A 17,457-nucleotide genomic window follows, 5' to 3' on the forward strand; every position below is an offset into this window, starting at 1 on the left:
TGTGTGTTGCTAAGATGCTCTGTGCCATCTTTTTGCCTCTTCATGAAACGGCCCCATCTGGCCGATAACAAAATCCTGTATCTGATACGGCTTTTGAAAGCCGAAACTTTAAGGGTATGCTTTATGCTACAGGTATGGCATTAACCCTATATTGAAATATTGTTGCACCTTAAACTTAACCTTGCAAATGAAAAAAATAGCATTAATAACCGGAATAACCGGTCAGGACGGCGCCTACCTTACCGAACTTTTATTATCAAAAGGGTATGAGGTTCATGGTATAAAAAGAAGAAGCTCGCTGTTTAACACCGATAGAATTGACCATTTATACCAGGATCCGCACGAAAAGAATATCAACCTGGTTTTACATTACGGCGATTTAAGCGATTCGACCAATTTAATCAGGATTATACAACAGGTACAGCCGGACGAGATCTATAATCTGGGTGCAATGTCGCACGTTAAGGTAAGCTTTGAAACTCCTGAATATACCGCAAATGCCGACGGCATCGGAACTTTACGATTGCTGGAAGCTATCAGGATTCTTGGGCTTGAGAAAAAAACCAAAATATATCAGGCCTCAACTTCCGAGCTTTATGGTTTGGTACAGGCGGTACCTCAATCTGAAACCACGCCATTTTATCCCCGCTCACCATATGCTGTGGCAAAAATGTATGCATACTGGATAACAGTAAACTATCGCGAAGCCTATGGCATTTATGCCTGTAATGGCATTCTGTTTAATCATGAAAGCCCGTTACGTGGTGAAACGTTTGTAACGCGTAAAATTACCCGCGCAACCGCGAAAATAGCTATGGGGCTGCAGGATAAATTATACCTGGGCAATCTCGACGCTCAACGTGATTGGGGCCACGCCAAAGATTATGTTGAGGCCATGTACCTGATATTGCAGCAGGATACCCCGACAGATTATGTAATAGCCACAGGTATTACAACCCCGGTACGTGAATTTGTAAGAATGGCTTTTGCCGAGCTTGGTATTGAGATTGAATTTATCGGAAGCGGGTTAAAGGAAAAAGGTTATGTAATAAGTTGCAGTGATCCGGAATATCAGCCTGAAACAGGTAAGGAAGTGGTTGCTGTTGATGAAAAATATTTTCGCCCTACCGAGGTCGATTTGTTGATTGGCGACCCTGCCAAATCAAAAACACTGTTGGGCTGGGAGCCTAAATATGACCTGAAAGGCCTGGTAAGCGAAATGGTTGCAGCAGACATAGAACTGTTTAAAAGAGAGAAGTTGTTAAAAGATTCCGGTTATGCCATCAAAAATCAGTTTGAATAAGACATACGAGAAGTGGCTATGTCGATTTTTCAAATAAGATCAATGTCAATCAAGTAAAATTTGATCGTGTTTATTACCATTAAAAGCAGCAGATGAACAAGAACCATTACGCAATAATTTTAGCAGGGGGCGTAGGAAGCCGTTTTTGGCCGATAAGTCGCACGGTGCACCCCAAGCAATTTATCGATATCATTGGAAACGGTAAAACACTGATCCAGGAAACTTATCAGCGTCTTTCTAAAATATGTCCAAAAGAAAATATCTTCATATTAACCAACGAAAGCTACACCCAATTGGTAAAGGATCAATTACCGGATGTAACAGATCAGCAAATCGTGACTGAACCGGTAATGCGCAACACCGCTCCTTGTATAGCTTATGGATGTTTTAAAATAGAAAGCCTGAACCCCGATGCGGTAATTGTTGTAGCGCCGTCTGATCAGCAAATCCTTGATGAAGATGTGTTTATAAGCGCTCTGGAAAAATCATTAAAAACAGCAGCCGAACATCATTGCCTGGTAACATTGGGGATTAAACCATCCAGGCCGGATACCGGCTATGGCTATATTCAGTATAGTGACATTGTTATTAATGATGATTTTCATAAAGTAAAAACCTTTACAGAAAAACCAACACTGGATATTGCCAAAGGCTTTATTCAGAGCGGCGATTTTTTATGGAACGCGGGCATTTTTGTTTGGTCGGCCAAAGCGATAGTAAAAGCATTTGAAACTTATATGCCTGACTTGCATAACATTTTTGACGATGCCCGGTTGGTGTATAATACAGAACACGAGGTTGCCCATATTAACCAGGCTTATCAGCATTGTATAAATACATCTATAGACTATGGTGTGATGGAAAAAGCAGGCAATGTTTATGTATTGCCGTCTGATTTTGGCTGGAGCGACCTGGGTACCTGGGCCTCTATATATGAACTGTCTGAAAAAGATAGAGCAGGTAACGCAGTAAGCTCAAATGAAAAAGTGATCATGCAAAATTCATCAAATTGTGTGGTAAACATGCCGGGCAATAAGCTGGTAATATTGCAGGGTTTAAACAATTATATTGTGGTTGAAGCTAATGATACCCTGCTCATTTGCCCGCGCGATCAGGAGCAAAGTGTAAAACAAATTGTTGCCGATGTAAAGAGCAGATTTGGTGTTGAATATGTATAGCTAAGACCTGTATTGAGCCTGTTTTCGCTACAGTAAGGATTATAGCATATAAGCCCCTTTTTAATAATGAATCAAGCTGTTTTCGAAAGAAAACGGCTTTTTTTGTGCCAATGGCAATCACTTTCCAAACAATTATTGCTTTAGTAAACCTTCAAAAAAAGGTTTAAGTTCATTTGCTAAGATCTGATGATCGGCCACGTTGGGATGTCCCGTACAACCGTGAGGTTCCATCGGCTCAAAAAAGAAAGTAGCAACAGGTTTATCTGCGGGATAACTTGCATCCACAGCTGTTTTTACCCGGCTCAGACACCTTTGCAAGATCTCCCTCGAATTTCCTTTTATCATTGGGCTGGAAAGCAGGGCTATTTGAGCTTTAGGATATTTTGATTTAATCAGTTGGACAAATTTTACGTAATCATTAACGAAACGAACGGTATCAAACGGAGCCCTTGCTGTGCCATCTCCATTGCTCATATCATTGGTGCCTAAGGCAATGCTTACAATTTTAGGTTGATAAGTTTTAAAATTCCATTTCAGCGAATCTTTTTCCTGGAAGTTGGTGTTTTCATATACCAGCGGCATTGACGGAGAATCCTTATTCCAGGTACGGTAAACGCCTATGCCGCTAACACTGGATAAAATAAAATTGGCATTTAGGGCCCTTGCAACACCTGGTCCGTAAGCCATGTAGGCATTGTGATGGTCCTGGTAATCGCCGGTTCCGCAGGGGATTTCTGAATCATCTGCCGCCGCGCCGCAGGTAATACTATTTCCGATAAATTCGATCAGCGGCAGTTTGGGAATAGCCAGGTTTTTAATGCCTTTGGCAGCAATCTTTGAAAAAATCAAAGCACCCGTGGTGGCTTCTGTTGCTTTATAGATCCAGATACGGTGGGTGCCTGCATTATTGGCTTTAATAACAATAGGCTCCTTTAAATTTCCGTCTATCCTGATCCGTTTTTGATAAATGCCGTCAAGTTCGTACTGCAGGTAATTATGGCTTCCGGCATCTGCAATGCTTACATATACGGCACATTCATTTCCCTTAAAACTAAAACCAAAATGAGCGCCTGAAGTAATGAGGGCAAGGTTATGCTGGCTGTTAATTAGTGTACGCCCAATTGGTTGCAAACTGGCGGCAAAAATGGTATCAACTTTGGGTTTTGCATTGCTTTGCAACACGCAGAAAATAGGTAAGACAAAGGTAAAGAATATCCTGTTTTTCATTATGTCACAAGATTACCAATATAGGGCCTGCAAACCAAATACATGAAATTTATCGGTATAAAATGCTGTAAAAGTATCAGCAGTAATACCTGAAACTGAAGAATAAGCTGAGCTTTAAAGGCCAGATTACTGCTGGCCTTGTTGGTACTTATAATGTAAATTCTTAAGTGTTTCGATAGTGGCTTCATCGGTAGAAATGCCGTAGCCCGTTACCAGTGTGCCTTTGATCCCATCAGTAGATGCAAGGGCATAAACTATGGCTTCATCGGCGGGATCAGAGGGACCTTCGTAGCGGTACAGGTCTACGATCTCAAATTCGTTTACCGGGAAAGTTTCTGCACCTGCTTTAAGATGATCGCCCTCAAGACTGAATTCATGGGTGTAACCCTGTTCTTTTAACTTGGTTATAGCTTCGGTTACCGTTGCGTAATGAAATTTTTGTTCTTGCATGATAGGATGTTTATAACGTTATTGCTAATATACAATTAAAGTAGGCCGCCTGTTTCAGTAATTTCTGCCGAAAATGTTTCGGGCTGCACCAAAAAAAAGCGTACTAGAATTCATTAGCAGTATCAACCAGCGAGTGGATCCCCTCGGAGATCATCGATCCGCTGCGACCAACAATACCAGCAATAAACTTTGTTATTGCTATCAGCAGGTTGGCAATCAATGCGCTATATATCGATTTTTGTGACGACGCCATGTTGGTTAATGTGCTATTACCTCAGCATCGCCAAGTTTTTTGACATACAGTTCATCAACCAAAATCACAATAATAGCCACAATAGGTACAGCTAATATGATACCCAGCACACCCGAAAGTGTCCCCATTACTACCTGGCTGATGATAGTGAGGGCTGGCGGCAGGTTAATCATACGGTTTTGTACTATTGGCACCACAATATTGCTCACAATAGTTTGTGATACAACGTATATCAGTGCCACTATAATGGCCGTGTTAGTGCCCACGGTAAGTGCAAGTAGCACCCCTGGTATCATAGCTATAACCGAACCCAGGTTGGGGATGATCTTTAACATGCCTGCAAATAAGGCTAATATCAATGCTGCCGGAATACCCATGATACTCAAGCCCGTTGTAAGCAGTACGCCCAGTAATACCATTGATAACAACATCCCCTTGAGCCAGCCTTTCAATGAAAGACTGATCCTGTCCATAATATCCTGTCCTAAAGGTTTTTTCTGATCAGATAGGAGCATGAGGATACCATTCTTGTAAACATCCGGATTGGTAGTAAAAAATATGCTCAGGAACAGGATGATATAAATATCGCCGAGCACGCCAAAGCCCGTACTGAAAAAGTGCTGAACCGTAACCACAACTTTATCAGGGTCATTGTCGCCCGAAAAATAATCAAGTATTTGCTGGCCTGTTGGATTTGAAGCCAGCTTAGCCTTAAAATTGTTAACCGTATGCGGGAGCGTATCCTTAAGCAAGGCAATTTGATGTTGTATGGTTGTACCCATCAAATAAAATAATCCAATCACGATCAGAAATGAACCAACTACGGATATGATCATGGCATATCTTCTGCGCATTTTGGTGTTACGCTCAATGATGTCGCCCAGGCCATGAAAATAAGTAGCTATCAATGCGCCGGATAATACCATCAGTAGCACATTGAAAGCAACGCGGGCCACAAGTATTACTACAACTAACAAAGCTACAATGGCCACGGTATGCCATACTTTTTCAATATAGGTGAGCTCTTTTTCTTTTTTAGGGGTCATAAAGCAGGTATTTGTTCCATTAACACGTTATTGTACCCTAAATGTTTTGATTAACTGTGATTTAAGATTAAGAAGATGTTAAGTGTATATCATATCGATTGTTTTTTACTTTTTTAAATATTTTAAAAAGAATGTGTAACAATTTAAATAAGTTTTTGTAAAATTATTCCGCCAACGGATTTTTAACGATATTAGTTAACACAGAATCCCAAAAACCATAACCCTCAATTGATGAAGAAAAACTACTATATCGTAACGCTGATCATGCTTACGTTTTTTGTTATTTCGTTTTTAACTAACATCATAGGACCGCTATCGCCTGAGTTTATTAAGGATTTTAAACTGAGCGATGCAATGGCAGGTTTATTACCCTTCGCGTTTTTTATTGCCTACGGGGTAATGTCAATTCCGTCGAGTATGCTGGTTCAACAGTATAACCAGAAAGCCATCATGGTTGCTGCATTTGTAGTGGCGTTTGTGGGCTCGTTATTACTTGCCGTTTACCCTAACTATCTCACAGCCATATTGTCCCTGTTTTTAATTGGCTGCGGCATGGCGATGTTACAGGTAGTGATTAATCCGTTGCTCCGCACATCTGGCGGGGAAGAGAATTATGCTTTTACATCAGTATTAGCGCAATTGATATTTGGCGGGGCATCATTTGTTAGTCCGCTGGTTTACTCCTATATGGTTAAAAATATGGGAAGTAATAAAGGTGGTATTTTTCCATTGCTTGAGGCACATGTACCCGTATCTATGCCCTGGATCTCGTTGTACTGGTTTTTTGCAGTGATCTGCCTGGTCATGTTTGTGATCATGCTGGTATCTAAATTTCCGAAGGTTGAACTTGCTAACGACGAAAAAGCCGGGCCATGGAAAACCCATATCGCTCTTTTTAAAAAGCCTGTAGTGATAGCCTACTTCATAGCATTATTTTGTTATGTGGGAAGCGAACAAGGGGTAAGTTGGTGGATGTCGGAGTTTTTATTGCGGTATCACAAATTTGATTCGCAAACTACAGGCGCCAGTGCGGTTGCTTATTTCTGGGGATTAATGACAGCCGGTGGCATTTTAGGTTTGTTTCTGCTTAAATTAATCGACAGCCGAAAACTACTGGTGGTTTTTACAATACTGGCGCTCATATTTCTGACGCTTGCACTGTTTGGCAACCCGCAAACATCGTTGTATTCATTTTCAATAGTAGGGTTCTTCATGTCGGTGATGTACCCGATCATATTTTCGCTTGCATTGAGCTCGGTATCTGAAGATCATGGCTCATTTGCGGGGATCCTGGTTACCGGCATCATTGGCGGGGCAGTTGTTCAATTGCTGATAGGCGGACTTGGAAGCTGGTTGGGTTTACGGCAAGGGATGTGTTTCCTGTACATCACATTCGGCTACATGCTCAGTATTGGCTTTTGGGCTAAGCCCCTGGTTACTAACAAAACCTTTTTTGATAACAAAGCATAAACACATACATGAGCAATATAAAAGTTATAGGCATTGATCTGGGCGCAACTAATATTCGCGGTGCCGTGGTTGATAATAACACTATCGGTAATATCGTATCACAGCGAATTAAGAGTGATGGCAGTGTTGAAGACGTACTAAACGATATTTATGCCATTGTTGAGGCCCTTTTAAAGAATGACACTGCCAGCGCTATTGGAATAGGTGTGCCAAGTGTGGTTGATGTAGCTGAAGGTATTGTTTATGATGTGCAATACATTCCCTCCTGGAAAGAAGTACACCTGAAAAAACTAATGCAGGAGCGTTATCATATCCCGGTTTATGTAAATAACGATGCTAACTGTTTTGCCGTGGGCGAGTTGCATTTTGGCAAAGGTGCAGGTGCCGATAGTATGGTAGGGGTAACCCTCGGCACAGGGCTTGGTACCGGCATTATTACCAACGGCAAGCTATATGCAGGGTATAATTGCGGTGCCGGCGAGATTGGTTTGTTCCCTTATATCGATCATATTTTAGAATTCTATTGCAGCGGTTCGTTTTTTAATAATGTTTATGGACTGGATGGCGTACAGGTATTTAAGGATGCGCAGGCAGGCAGCGAACAGGCTTTGCGTTTGTATGCTGAATTAGGTACACATGTAGGCAATGCCATAAAAATGGTCATGTATGCCTTCGATCCTGAACTGATCATTTTAGGCGGATCTGTAAGCAATGCGTTTAAATATTTTAAAGATACCATGTGGCAGCAGGTGAAAACGTTCGCCTATTCAAAAACACTTGAACGCATAAAAATCGAGATCTCGGAACTGCAAAACAGCGGCATTATCGGTGCTGCTGCGTTGTATTATGATAACCAAAAGTAAACCTCATCTATCATGAAAAAGCTATTATTGATATTGGCAATGGCCTTATTCAGCGCAGGGACTTTTGCCCAGGGGCGACAGGAAAATTTTAACCTGTTATTGAAAGATGACTGGCAAATGCAATCGACAGTTACGGCACCTGCGGCTGCTACCGAGATCTCTAAAGAGCAATTTGATACACAGGGGTGGTATTGGGTAAGTGTGCCTTCAACCATCCTTGCGGGTTTGCTTGCCAACCATGTATATGATTTCGACCCGTTTATGGGTAAGAACCTCGAAAAGCTGGCTGACCCCAAACTGGATAAGCCCTGGTGGTTCAGAAAAGAATTTACTTTGCCCGCTGCCGAAAACGGAAAAAATGTGATCCTTCGCCTGCACGGCATCAATTATAAGGCTAATGTTTGGTTAAATGGTGTTAAAATAGCCGATTCAACTAAAGTAAAAGGTCCGTACCGGATCATTGATCTCGATCTTACCAAAAACATTGACTATGGTGGCGCCAATACGTTGGCTATTGAGGTGTTAAGACCATTCACCCCGAATAAACGTGACGGCGACCTTGCCATTGATTACGCCGACTGGATCCCGTACCCGCAGGATTATAACGGTGGCATCATCAATAACGTTGAGGTGAAAACTTATAACAAGGTAGGTGTGAAATTTCCGTTGGTTACAACCGATTTTGATCTGCCATCATTGGCTATCGCACATCTAACTGTAGATGCACAGGTAACCAACTATACCAATAAACCACAGGATGCAGTAATAAAAGGAAAGATCAACGAAAATATTTCCTTCGAGAAAAAAGTACACTTGCTGGCCAATGAATCAAAGAATGTAAATTTCTCGCCCGTTGATTTTAAGCAGCTTAATGTTAAAAATCCATCTATCTGGTGGCCGTGGCAGTATGGTAAGCCAAACCTGAACCGTATTGAGGTATCTGCTGTGGTTGATAAAAAGCTGAGCAATTCAGTATCAGAAAACTTTGGCATCAGGGAGTTTACATCAAAAATAATTGACGATAATCAATCGCGTGAGTTTATTATCAACGGCAAACCTATCATGTTACGGGGCGCGGCCTGGTCGCCGGATATTTTTCAGCGCCGCTCGGCCGAAAGGCAGGAGCAGGAGATCCGTTTGGTGCGCGATATGAATATGAATATCGTGCGTTCGGAGGGTAAAATGGAAGATGATAATTTTTATGACTTGTGCGATAAATACGGCCTGATGGTAATGAACGGCTGGATGTGCTGCGGCACCTGGCAACACCCCGAAAAATGGGACGTCGCCGAGCGTAAAGTTGCCATGGCGTCAGACAGTAGCGTAATGTACTGGTTGCGCAACAAAGCAAGTCTGTTTGTTTGGCTCAACGGCAGCGATATGCCACCTACCGATACCTCGGTTGAGCGCGATTACCTGAAAATTGAAAAACAACTGAAATGGCCCAACCCGCTGCTGGCAACCGCTAACGAAAGTAAATCAAAAGTATCGGGCTATAGCGGTGTTAAAATGGCCGGTCCGTATGAGTGGGTGCCGCCGATTTACTGGGAAACTGATGCCACCAAAAAGTTTGGAGGTACTTACAGCTTTGCTACGGAGATTTCGCCCGGGCCGTCAATTCCGCCATATGAAAGCCTGGTGAAATTTATTCCAAAAGATTCGCTGAATGTTACTTCGGCTGATTGGAACTACCATTGTGGTACAGGTTCATTCGGCACAACTAAAGTATTTACCAAAGCACTTTATGGTCGCTACGGCGAAACCTCCTCAATCAAAAACTACGCAGCCAAGGCGCAAGCCCAAAACTACGAAGCACACCGCGCTATGATGGAAGCATACGGATTAAACAAGTATCAAACCGCCACAGGCGTAGTACAATGGATGTTAAGTAACCCATGGCCGGGGCTCATCTGGCATACTTATGATTATTACCTGTATCCGGCGGGTACTTATTTCGGCATGAAAAAAGCTATGGAGCCGCTGCACGTGCTGTATTCATACAAAACCAATGAGGTTGCTGTAATTAACTCATATCTGAAAACCTTTACAGGTTTAAAAGTCAAGGCTGATGTTTATAATTTGGATGGAAGCAGCAAGTTCAGTAAAACGGTAGCTGTAGATATTGGTGCGGATGCTTCTAAAAGGCTCTTCGCCCTTCCTCCCATTACCGGCTTATCTGATACTTACCTGTTGCGCCTTGAACTGAGCGATAAAGCCGGTGAAACTAAAAGCATCAACTGGTATTGGCTCTCCAAAAAAGGCGACGAATTGAATTGGAAAAAATCAAACTGGTTTACTACACCACAATCAGCTTATGCTGATTATTCGGCTTTGCAATCGCTCCCTAAAACCAAATTGACCGTCAGCCAGGTCAGCAAAACTGAAGATGATAGTACTTCATACAGGGTAACTATCAAAAACACCGGCAGCGCAGTTGCCTTCTTTGTACACCTGCGAGCTTTAAAAGGGCAGGGTGGTGATGATATTTTACCGGCAATCTTTAGCGATAATTATATTTCATTAGCACCTGGCGAGAGCAGGGTGATTAAATTTACTTACCGCAATAATAATGCTGATGGAACAACACCATATTTGCTAACCTCGGCCTGGAACCTGGACATAACCGGAAGTAGTGGCGATAGCGGATTTGAGGATGGGTTGCCGAAGGAGTAGGTAATTGCAAGAAGTTATAACAAAAAACGGCCAGGCAATTTGCCCGGCCGTTTTACTTTCTTAGGGGAAAGGACTTTATTTTAATTCAAGTGTTACTACAGATTTTGCAGGCAGACTTACAACCAGTTTGTCGCCGTCTTTCTTAGCGCCGTTAAATGCATTCAGGTGGATTTTATTGGCATCCTTAAATGTGTTAACATCAGTTAAATTAGCAGAGGTTAGTACCTGGCCGCTAACGGTTTGCCATTTAATATCGCTGAGGCCGGTTGTAATGGTAATGGTATTATGAGGGTCAAGGTTTACCAGGGAGATGTGTACCTTGCCCGATGCGTCTTGCGAAGCAGATGCATTTACCGCTTCGATCTTTTTACCGTCAACCTCATAATCAGGTACGCTTAATTTAATAGGCAGGTATTTGGCGTCCTGATGAACTTTATACATATCAAATATGTGGTAAGTAGGGGTAAGCACCATTTTTTCCTTATCGGTTAAAATTAAGGCTTGCAAAACGTTAATGGTTTGAGCAAGGGCAGCCATTTTAACACGGTCGCTATGGTTGTTGAAAATGTTAAGCGTTGTGCCAGCTATCAAAGCATCGCGTAAGCTGTTTTGCTGAAAAAGGAAGCCGGGGTTAGTACCTGGTTCAGCATCGGTCCAAACACCCCATTCATCAACAACAAGGGCCACTTTTTTCTCCGGATCATATTTGTCCATAATGGCCGAGTGTTTGGTAACCAGCTCTTCCATTTTAAGGCAGTTAACCATAGTGCCAAAATATTCTTTCTCGCTAAAATCAGTTGCCGAGCCTTTTTTGCCCCAGTTACCGGTTGGTATAGTATAATAATGTAACGATAGGCCCGACATCATACCGCTTGAGATATTTTTCATACAAACTTCTGTCCAGCGGTAATCATCGGCATTTGGCCCGCTGGCAATCTTATTAAGTTTAGCGCCAGGGTAATCCTTGGCAAATGAGGCATAGCGTTTAAACAAATCAGTGTAATACTCCGGAGTCATGTTACCGCCGCAGCCCCAGCTTTCGTTACCCACACCCCAAAAGGTTACCTTATAAGGAGCAGGGTGACCATTTTTTTTACGCTGTTGTACTACGGTGCTGGTACTGTTTGAGTTTAAGTACTCAATCCATTTCGACATTTCATCAACTGTACCGCTGCCAACGTTGCCTGCAATGTAAGGCTCGCAGCCCAGTAAATCGCAAAGTTCAAGAAACTCGTGTGTGCCAAAACTGTTATCTTCGGTAATACCGCCCCAGTTGGTATTTACCATGCGTGGGCGTTCTGCAGCTGGACCAATGCCGTCACGCCAGTGATACTCATCGGCAAAGCAACCGCCGGGCCAGCGCAGGTTAGGGATCTTTATTTTTTTGAGCGCATCAACAATATCGAGCCTGATACGGTCCTGCTTTTTTACAGGCAGGGTTTTATCAACCCAGAAACCGCCGTAAATGCCGTGACCGAGGTGCTCGGCAAATTGACCGTAAATGTGCTTGCTGATAGTTGTTTTTGAGTCGGTACTGATGTTAAGTGTACCGGTTTGCCCGAAGGATGCCGAACTCAATAAAGACAAAGCGATAACGCCGAGGTGTAAAAACGGGTTCTTTTTCATTGAAACTTAGGATTTAACTGATTGTGCAGTAAAGAAAAGAAAAATTTGTTAATAAGTGTTAAAATAACAATAAAAAATAACCACTGATTTTGAAGGGATGATTACGTTGATTTCGCTGATGCCTGCCTGTCGGCTAAAGATTTTTTAATGAGTTCAAATGACTGCCTAATCGCAATCAATCTTTAAAATCCTCAAAACATCAGCGCAATCAACGTAATCAAATAAATCAACGGTTCTTCTTAATAAACTCTTCAAACTCCTTACTGCTGTAATCGGCCGCTCCTGAGTGTTTGTAAATGAGCTTACCATCTTTATTAAACACGAGGGTAGTGGGAATGGTGCCATCAAGCAAGCTATCGGGTACGTTGCTTATTTGTGTGTATAAAGGAAGGTCATAGCCATTCTTAAGCATAAACGCTTTGGCTTTAGGCAAATCGTTATCTACATCAACCAAAAGGAAAGCTATTTTGTCATCGTTCCTGAATTTTTTGTAAAGCTCGTTTACCCTGGGCATTTCGGCAATGCAGGGCGGGCACCAGGTTGCCCAGTAGTTTATGAATACTACTTTAGGTTTTAAGGCGCTTAATGAGGTTATATTGCCGGCAGTATCTTTGAAATGTATATCGGGTATATTACTAAGTTCTTCGTGATGCCTGGTATACCCAACCGGGTCAGGTTGGAAGAGGCCAATCGACATTAATCCTTTGATTACATAGCTTTTTGCATTGGGATTAAAGATAATTATCAGCAAAAAAGCCATAATCAGGATGCTGATTATGTTTGATAACGATATCTTTTTCCATTGGATCATGATATAATATTTAAAAGCATTTATTTGTACCAGGCTTACCGGCGCTTTTGCGTGAAACTGTAGTTTATTGAGGCAACTTATCCCTTACCGCTCCATAAACCCAGGTGCCTAAAATGGCACTCAAAAGCGTAATCGAAGTAACCAAAAAGCCACTCCCAATCTGCGCAAACAGCGGACCAGGACATGCACCCGTAATCGCCCATCCTAAGCCAAATATCAGCCCGCCGTATACATTGCCCCAGTTAAATTTTTTGTTGGGGATGACGATGGCTTCGCCATGAATTGTTTTTACATTAAAACGCTTGATGATCAAAACGGAGATCATCCCTACAACAATTGCACTACCAATGATACCGTACATATGAAACGATTGCAGCCTGAACATTTCCTGGATCCTGAACCAGGAGATAACTTCCGATTTTACCAGTACTATGCCAAAAAGCAGACCTGTAAACAAGTATTTGATGTTACGCATGTTATAAATGTAATAGGTAGGGTAAAATAAACCAGGTCATGATCAAACCGCCTGCCATAAAGCAGCATGTGGCCACAAGGGATGGCCATTGCAGGTTGGAGATGCCCATAATGGCGTGGCCTGATGTACAGCCACCTGCATACCTGGTGCCAAAACCTACCAAAAAACCACCAATCACCATAAAAATAAAACCTCTTAAGGTAAGGAGCTGATCAAAGCTGAAAACATCCTTTGGTAATAAACCATTAAAATCCTTAATGCCCTGTTGCTGCAACACAGCGTGAGTTTGCGGATTAATATTTACCGGGTGATTAGCCGAAAGAAACTGAGTAGCTATGAATCCGCCCAAAACAATGCCGGCAACAAAAAACAGGTTCCAGCTTTCCTTTTTCCAGTCGTATTTAAAAAAGGAGATATTGGCTGGGATACATGCTGCACAGATATGCCTTAATGATGATGAGATGCCGAAAGTTTTATTGCCGATGATGAGCAGGGCTGGTACAACAAGGCCAATCAGCGGGCCTGCTACATACCAGGGCCAGGGTTGGGTTATCAGATCCATAGTTTACGGGTTGATTATCCCGCAAATATACCGAATGTAATTTGTCAAAATCTTAATGATACCGCTGCTTAATTGTGATCTGTACAATTTTACTTTTTATTTGTTTTAACAATATTGTTACATATATTTACTGTCAATTATACCCTAACAGTAATTTCTTTTGGTGAAAAGGCTTATAGCGATACTATTATTAAATGTACATCTGTTCAATTTGGGCGGGTACAATTTGGTATTTCAGTATTTTATTCACCGGTCGGAAGTGCAGATTGTAAAAGAAATTTATGAAAACAAGGTTGATGCTACCAAGCTTGTTGAGATCAAGATCCCTGTACATCTTCCCAAAATTCATAGTTGGAACGGTTACGTGCGTGATCAGGGGCAACTGCAGTTAAAAGGTGTTTACTACAATTACCTGCGTTACAAGGTTACTCAGGACACCATGTCATTTATTTGTATAGCCAATAGTGTCAAAACACGGTTGGTTAACGCCAATCTTATTATTGCCAAAGAAATAAGTGATGTGCCACTCAGCAAAAAAGGGGCACACGATTCATCGCAAAAGAAAATAAACGCTGGTGGGGAATACAGCTTCCAGGTTATGCATTACCAATTCTTATCTTATGGAAGGATGTTAAAGGTAAAACCGAACCCTATAGCCTACCATGTAAATTCACCCTTCATCGAGTCACCCGGCAAACCGCCAAACTCTGCCTGCTGATTATTGCCTGTAAATTATGAGTTAAATTGATTTGTGTGCCTGTAATTTAAGGATACAAACCGTTTTTATCATTTGGCTTTTTGAACCTGCACATCGTCTGTGCGCCCTATTTAGGGCCAATAGCTTCGTTTTACGGCTTTGATCATGCTCCTTAATGCTGAGATATTATCAACAATCGATGGTTAAGCGATTTTAGTTGATAATGTTGATCCGGCTTTTGTTTTACCATTTTTATTATTAGTTATTACCCTTTATTTAAACGTAATGAAATTTATGTCGCTGTATTTTTACAGATGTTGTATTGTAGTTTCTTTTTTGTTGGCTGTTACGCAATGTGCTAAAGCCCAAACCGATGCCGATGCATTGATGATCCCTAAAAATTATTTTTGTGCTGCCGCAGTATACACCCATGGGAGTTGGGACCACTACTGGGAAGGTACTTTTAAACGGGATAATCCAAATTTGGGCACTGTGAGTACAAATGTTTACAGCCTGGGTGGTAATTATGGTCTTTCAAACCGGATCAACCTGCTGTTTATGGTTCCTTATGTAACTACCAACGCATCTGCCGGCACCTTACGCGGTGAAAAGTCATTTCAGGACCTTACTGTTTCCGTTAAATGGATGGCTGTGAAAGAGGAGATAGGCCGCGGCTTATTCAGCGTTCATGCTATTGCTTCTGGTACTTTGCCTTTAGCCAATTATGAGGCCGATTATCTGCCACTGTCTGTAGGTTTGCACAGCAAAAACGTAGCCTTACGTGCTTTGCTTAATTATCAAACAGGCAGGTTCTTCGTAGCTGGCTCTGGCCAGTACATCCGAAAGGACAATATTACTATCGACAGAAATTCGTATTACACTACCGAAATGCATTATACCAACGAGGTGCAATTACCAAATGCCACTAATTTTATGTTTAGCAGCGGGTACCGCAGCCTTAAATTTAATGCCGAAGCTACGTTTACGAAAATTACAAGCACAAGCGGCTTTGATATCCGTAAAAACGATATGCCGTTTCCAAGTAACCGTATGAATACTACTGCCGTTGGATTGATTTTGAAATACAGTCTCCAATCAGTAAGCGGGCTTGAGTTTACTGCCGGAGGTAACTATGTTTTGGATGGACGTAATGTTGGCCAAACACGGTCGGGATACGCAGGTGTGTACTATGTATTTAGTACCAAAAAGGAGAAGTAATAAGAGGTTGGACAATCAATGATCAATGAAATGAAAAAAACTATACTTAATATATTTACAATCACAGCTTTGGCGGCAGTAACCTTTAGCTCTTGCCGAAAGGATATTTTAGACCGTACTTCACTGTATCCCGCACTTAAACCCTCAAATCTTGACCTTACTGCCGATACCTGGAATCCGGTACTGGTTAAAGATTTCAGCGTGTTGAACGTAGCTACGCCGGATGCACTAACATCTCCTGCTTATGTAGCCGATTTGAATGAGATCAAAGCGTTGCAGAAAAACCTGAGCAGTGATCAGCAGGCAAAAATTCAATACTGGAGTGCAGGCTCTGTATTAAGATGGAACGAGATTTTGCGCGAGCTGGTAGCCAAACATAACGTGCCGCCATATCAAAACCCTGATGGTACTTACCCGGCGCCAAACTCTGCCAATCCGTTTAATTATCCGGAATTTCCATTCTCCAACCCGCCTTATGCCGCGCGCGCTTACGCTTACGTGAGTGCTGCACAATACGATGCGTTAGTAGCTGCATGGCATTTTAAAAATACCTACAAACGCACAGCACCATATAAAAATGATTCTGGTATAAAAGCGCTGATCCCGGCATCGGATCTGCCGTCATATCCAAGTGAAGACGCCGTAGTATCCGGTGCTACATCCGAGATCATGAAGCTGTTATTCCCAACTGAGATAGCTTACATACAAAGCAAGGTTGACGAAGAACGGTTATACAGGATTGCATCAGGTGCTAATACCCGTGGCGAGTTTACAGCCGGCGAATCGTTAGGCCGGCAGGTTGCTGCATTATTTGCAACCCGAGCCCGTGGCGACCGTGCAGGCAAGGCTATCGGAACACCGGATATCTGGAAAAACTTTGAAACCGTTACAGCAGCCAAAGGCGAACAATTTTGGGTGAGCCTGGAAACCCCCAAAAGGCCGCCAATGCTACCATTGTTTTCAAAGGTTACACCTTTCCTGTTTGATTCGGCTACTGTAGTTTCCATCCGGCCTCCGGCTCCATATGCAACTAATTCAGCAGAATTTAAAAAGGAAACAGAGGAGGTGCTTTCATTTAGCAAAAACCGCACACGTGATCACGAAGAACTGGTAGCTTTTTGGGCTGATGGTGTTGGTACTTATACACCTGCCGGCCATTGGAACGCCATTGCTGCCGATGAATTTGTAAAACAAAACTACAGCGAGGTACGCTGGGCGCGTAACTTTGCCTTGTTGAACATGGCCGAAATGGATGCTGCTATTGTATGCTGGGATACTAAATATTTTTACTTTAACCAACGTCCGTCGCAGGCCAATCCGGATATTAAAACCTTAACCGGGGTGCCAAACTTCCCTGCATATACATCGGGCCACTCTAACTTTAGCGGTGCAGCATCTACAGTGTTAACCTATTTATTGCCGGATAGGGGAAGTAAGTTTACCGATATGGCGCACGCTGCAGCTATGTCAAGGTTATACGGAGCTATTCACTATCGCAGCGATTGCGAAGTTGGCTTAACTACCGGGAATAAAGTTGGCCAGTATGCAGTTAACAGGGGCAAAGCTGATGGTGCCGACGCAAAATAAAAGGATGTTGAATGGAGG

Annotated in this window: 16 protein-coding genes; 8 read left to right on the forward strand and 8 right to left on the reverse strand. The window is 42.4% G+C overall.

What is annotated here, in order from left to right; genetic code table 11:
• Positions 1-187 precede the first annotated feature (187 nt).
• Both gmd and AC59JO_RS05250 read left to right on the forward strand, forming a co-directional pair.
• Entirely contained in the window at positions 188-1,303 is a 1,116-nt protein-coding gene (gene gmd, locus AC59JO_RS05245) for a GDP-mannose 4,6-dehydratase (RefSeq protein WP_413668441.1), read from the forward strand.
• Between the two features lie 92 nt (positions 1,304-1,395).
• Positions 1,396-2,481: a mannose-1-phosphate guanylyltransferase gene (locus AC59JO_RS05250; RefSeq protein WP_497303885.1), complete on the forward strand. Its 1,086-nt coding sequence runs from the start codon at positions 1,396-1,398 to the stop codon at positions 2,479-2,481.
• A gap of 132 nt (positions 2,482-2,613) precedes the next feature.
• Here AC59JO_RS05250 and AC59JO_RS05255 read toward each other — a convergent pair whose 3' ends face one another.
• The 4 genes from AC59JO_RS05255 to AC59JO_RS05270 all read right to left on the reverse strand — a co-directional run bounded on the left by AC59JO_RS05255 (position 2,614) and on the right by AC59JO_RS05270 (position 5,457).
• Positions 2,614-3,708 carry an SGNH/GDSL hydrolase family protein gene (locus AC59JO_RS05255; protein WP_497303887.1) on the reverse strand — a complete coding sequence of 365 codons (1,095 nt, stop codon included), beginning with the start codon at positions 3,706-3,708 and terminating at the stop codon, positions 2,614-2,616.
• Between the two features lie 126 nt (positions 3,709-3,834).
• On the reverse strand, positions 3,835-4,158 hold the full coding sequence (locus AC59JO_RS05260; protein ID WP_413668438.1) for a phosphoribosylpyrophosphate synthetase: 324 nt from the start codon (positions 4,156-4,158) through the stop codon (positions 3,835-3,837).
• Positions 4,159-4,261: 103 nt separating this feature from the next.
• The gene (locus tag AC59JO_RS05265; protein ID WP_413668437.1) at positions 4,262-4,411 is read right to left on the reverse strand and encodes a cation efflux transmembrane domain-containing protein; all 150 of its coding nucleotides are present in this window, start codon (positions 4,409-4,411) and stop codon (positions 4,262-4,264) included.
• A gap of 5 nt (positions 4,412-4,416) precedes the next feature.
• Complete coding sequence (locus tag AC59JO_RS05270) at positions 4,417-5,457, reverse strand: AI-2E family transporter (RefSeq protein WP_413668436.1); 1,041 nt, start codon at positions 5,455-5,457, stop codon at positions 4,417-4,419.
• Positions 5,458-5,688: 231 nt separating this feature from the next.
• On the opposite strand from AC59JO_RS05270, the gene AC59JO_RS05275 reads away from it, so the two are divergent.
• The 3 genes from AC59JO_RS05275 to AC59JO_RS05285 are packed head-to-tail and all read left to right on the forward strand — an operon-like array spanning position 5,689 to position 10,463.
• Entirely contained in the window at positions 5,689-6,927 is a 1,239-nt protein-coding gene (locus tag AC59JO_RS05275; RefSeq protein ID WP_413668435.1) for an MFS transporter, read from the forward strand.
• A gap of 8 nt (positions 6,928-6,935) precedes the next feature.
• Complete coding sequence (locus tag AC59JO_RS05280; protein WP_413668434.1) at positions 6,936-7,790, forward strand: ROK family protein; 855 nt, start codon at positions 6,936-6,938, stop codon at positions 7,788-7,790.
• A gap of 12 nt (positions 7,791-7,802) precedes the next feature.
• Positions 7,803-10,463 (forward strand): glycoside hydrolase family 2 protein, encoded by a 2,661-nt coding sequence (locus tag AC59JO_RS05285; protein WP_497303890.1) that lies wholly within the window; start codon positions 7,803-7,805, stop codon positions 10,461-10,463.
• Between the two features lie 75 nt (positions 10,464-10,538).
• Here the strand turns inward: AC59JO_RS05285 and AC59JO_RS05290 are convergent, their stop codons facing one another.
• The 4 genes from AC59JO_RS05290 to AC59JO_RS05305 form a co-directional block, all read right to left on the reverse strand.
• Complete coding sequence (locus tag AC59JO_RS05290; RefSeq protein WP_497303892.1) at positions 10,539-12,089, reverse strand: alpha-N-arabinofuranosidase; 1,551 nt, start codon at positions 12,087-12,089, stop codon at positions 10,539-10,541.
• Between the two features lie 226 nt (positions 12,090-12,315).
• On the reverse strand, positions 12,316-12,900 hold the full coding sequence (locus tag AC59JO_RS05295) for a TlpA family protein disulfide reductase (RefSeq protein ID WP_497303893.1): 585 nt from the start codon (positions 12,898-12,900) through the stop codon (positions 12,316-12,318).
• 64 nt (positions 12,901-12,964) lie between these two features.
• Positions 12,965-13,375 (reverse strand): DUF6691 family protein, encoded by a 411-nt coding sequence (locus AC59JO_RS05300; RefSeq protein ID WP_497303895.1) that lies wholly within the window; start codon positions 13,373-13,375, stop codon positions 12,965-12,967.
• Position 13,376: 1 nt separating this feature from the next.
• Positions 13,377-13,937 (reverse strand): YeeE/YedE family protein, encoded by a 561-nt coding sequence (locus AC59JO_RS05305; RefSeq protein ID WP_413668429.1) that lies wholly within the window; start codon positions 13,935-13,937, stop codon positions 13,377-13,379.
• A 163-nt stretch (positions 13,938-14,100) separates the two neighbouring features.
• Between AC59JO_RS05305 and AC59JO_RS05310 the strand changes: the two genes are divergently transcribed.
• The 3 genes from AC59JO_RS05310 (at position 14,101) to AC59JO_RS05320 (ending at position 17,439) form a co-directional block, all read left to right on the forward strand.
• Positions 14,101-14,655, forward strand: coding sequence for a hypothetical protein (locus tag AC59JO_RS05310; RefSeq protein WP_413668428.1), 555 nt, complete (start codon positions 14,101-14,103; stop codon positions 14,653-14,655).
• A 273-nt stretch (positions 14,656-14,928) separates the two neighbouring features.
• A complete protein-coding gene (locus tag AC59JO_RS05315) occupies positions 14,929-15,852 on the forward strand; it encodes a hypothetical protein (RefSeq protein ID WP_497303896.1) in 924 nt (307 codons plus the stop codon).
• A gap of 30 nt (positions 15,853-15,882) precedes the next feature.
• A complete protein-coding gene (locus AC59JO_RS05320; protein ID WP_413668426.1) occupies positions 15,883-17,439 on the forward strand; it encodes a vanadium-dependent haloperoxidase in 1,557 nt (518 codons plus the stop codon).
• The last annotated feature ends 18 nt before the right edge of the window (positions 17,440-17,457 follow it).

This window comes from Mucilaginibacter sp. A5337, assembly GCF_059690695.1.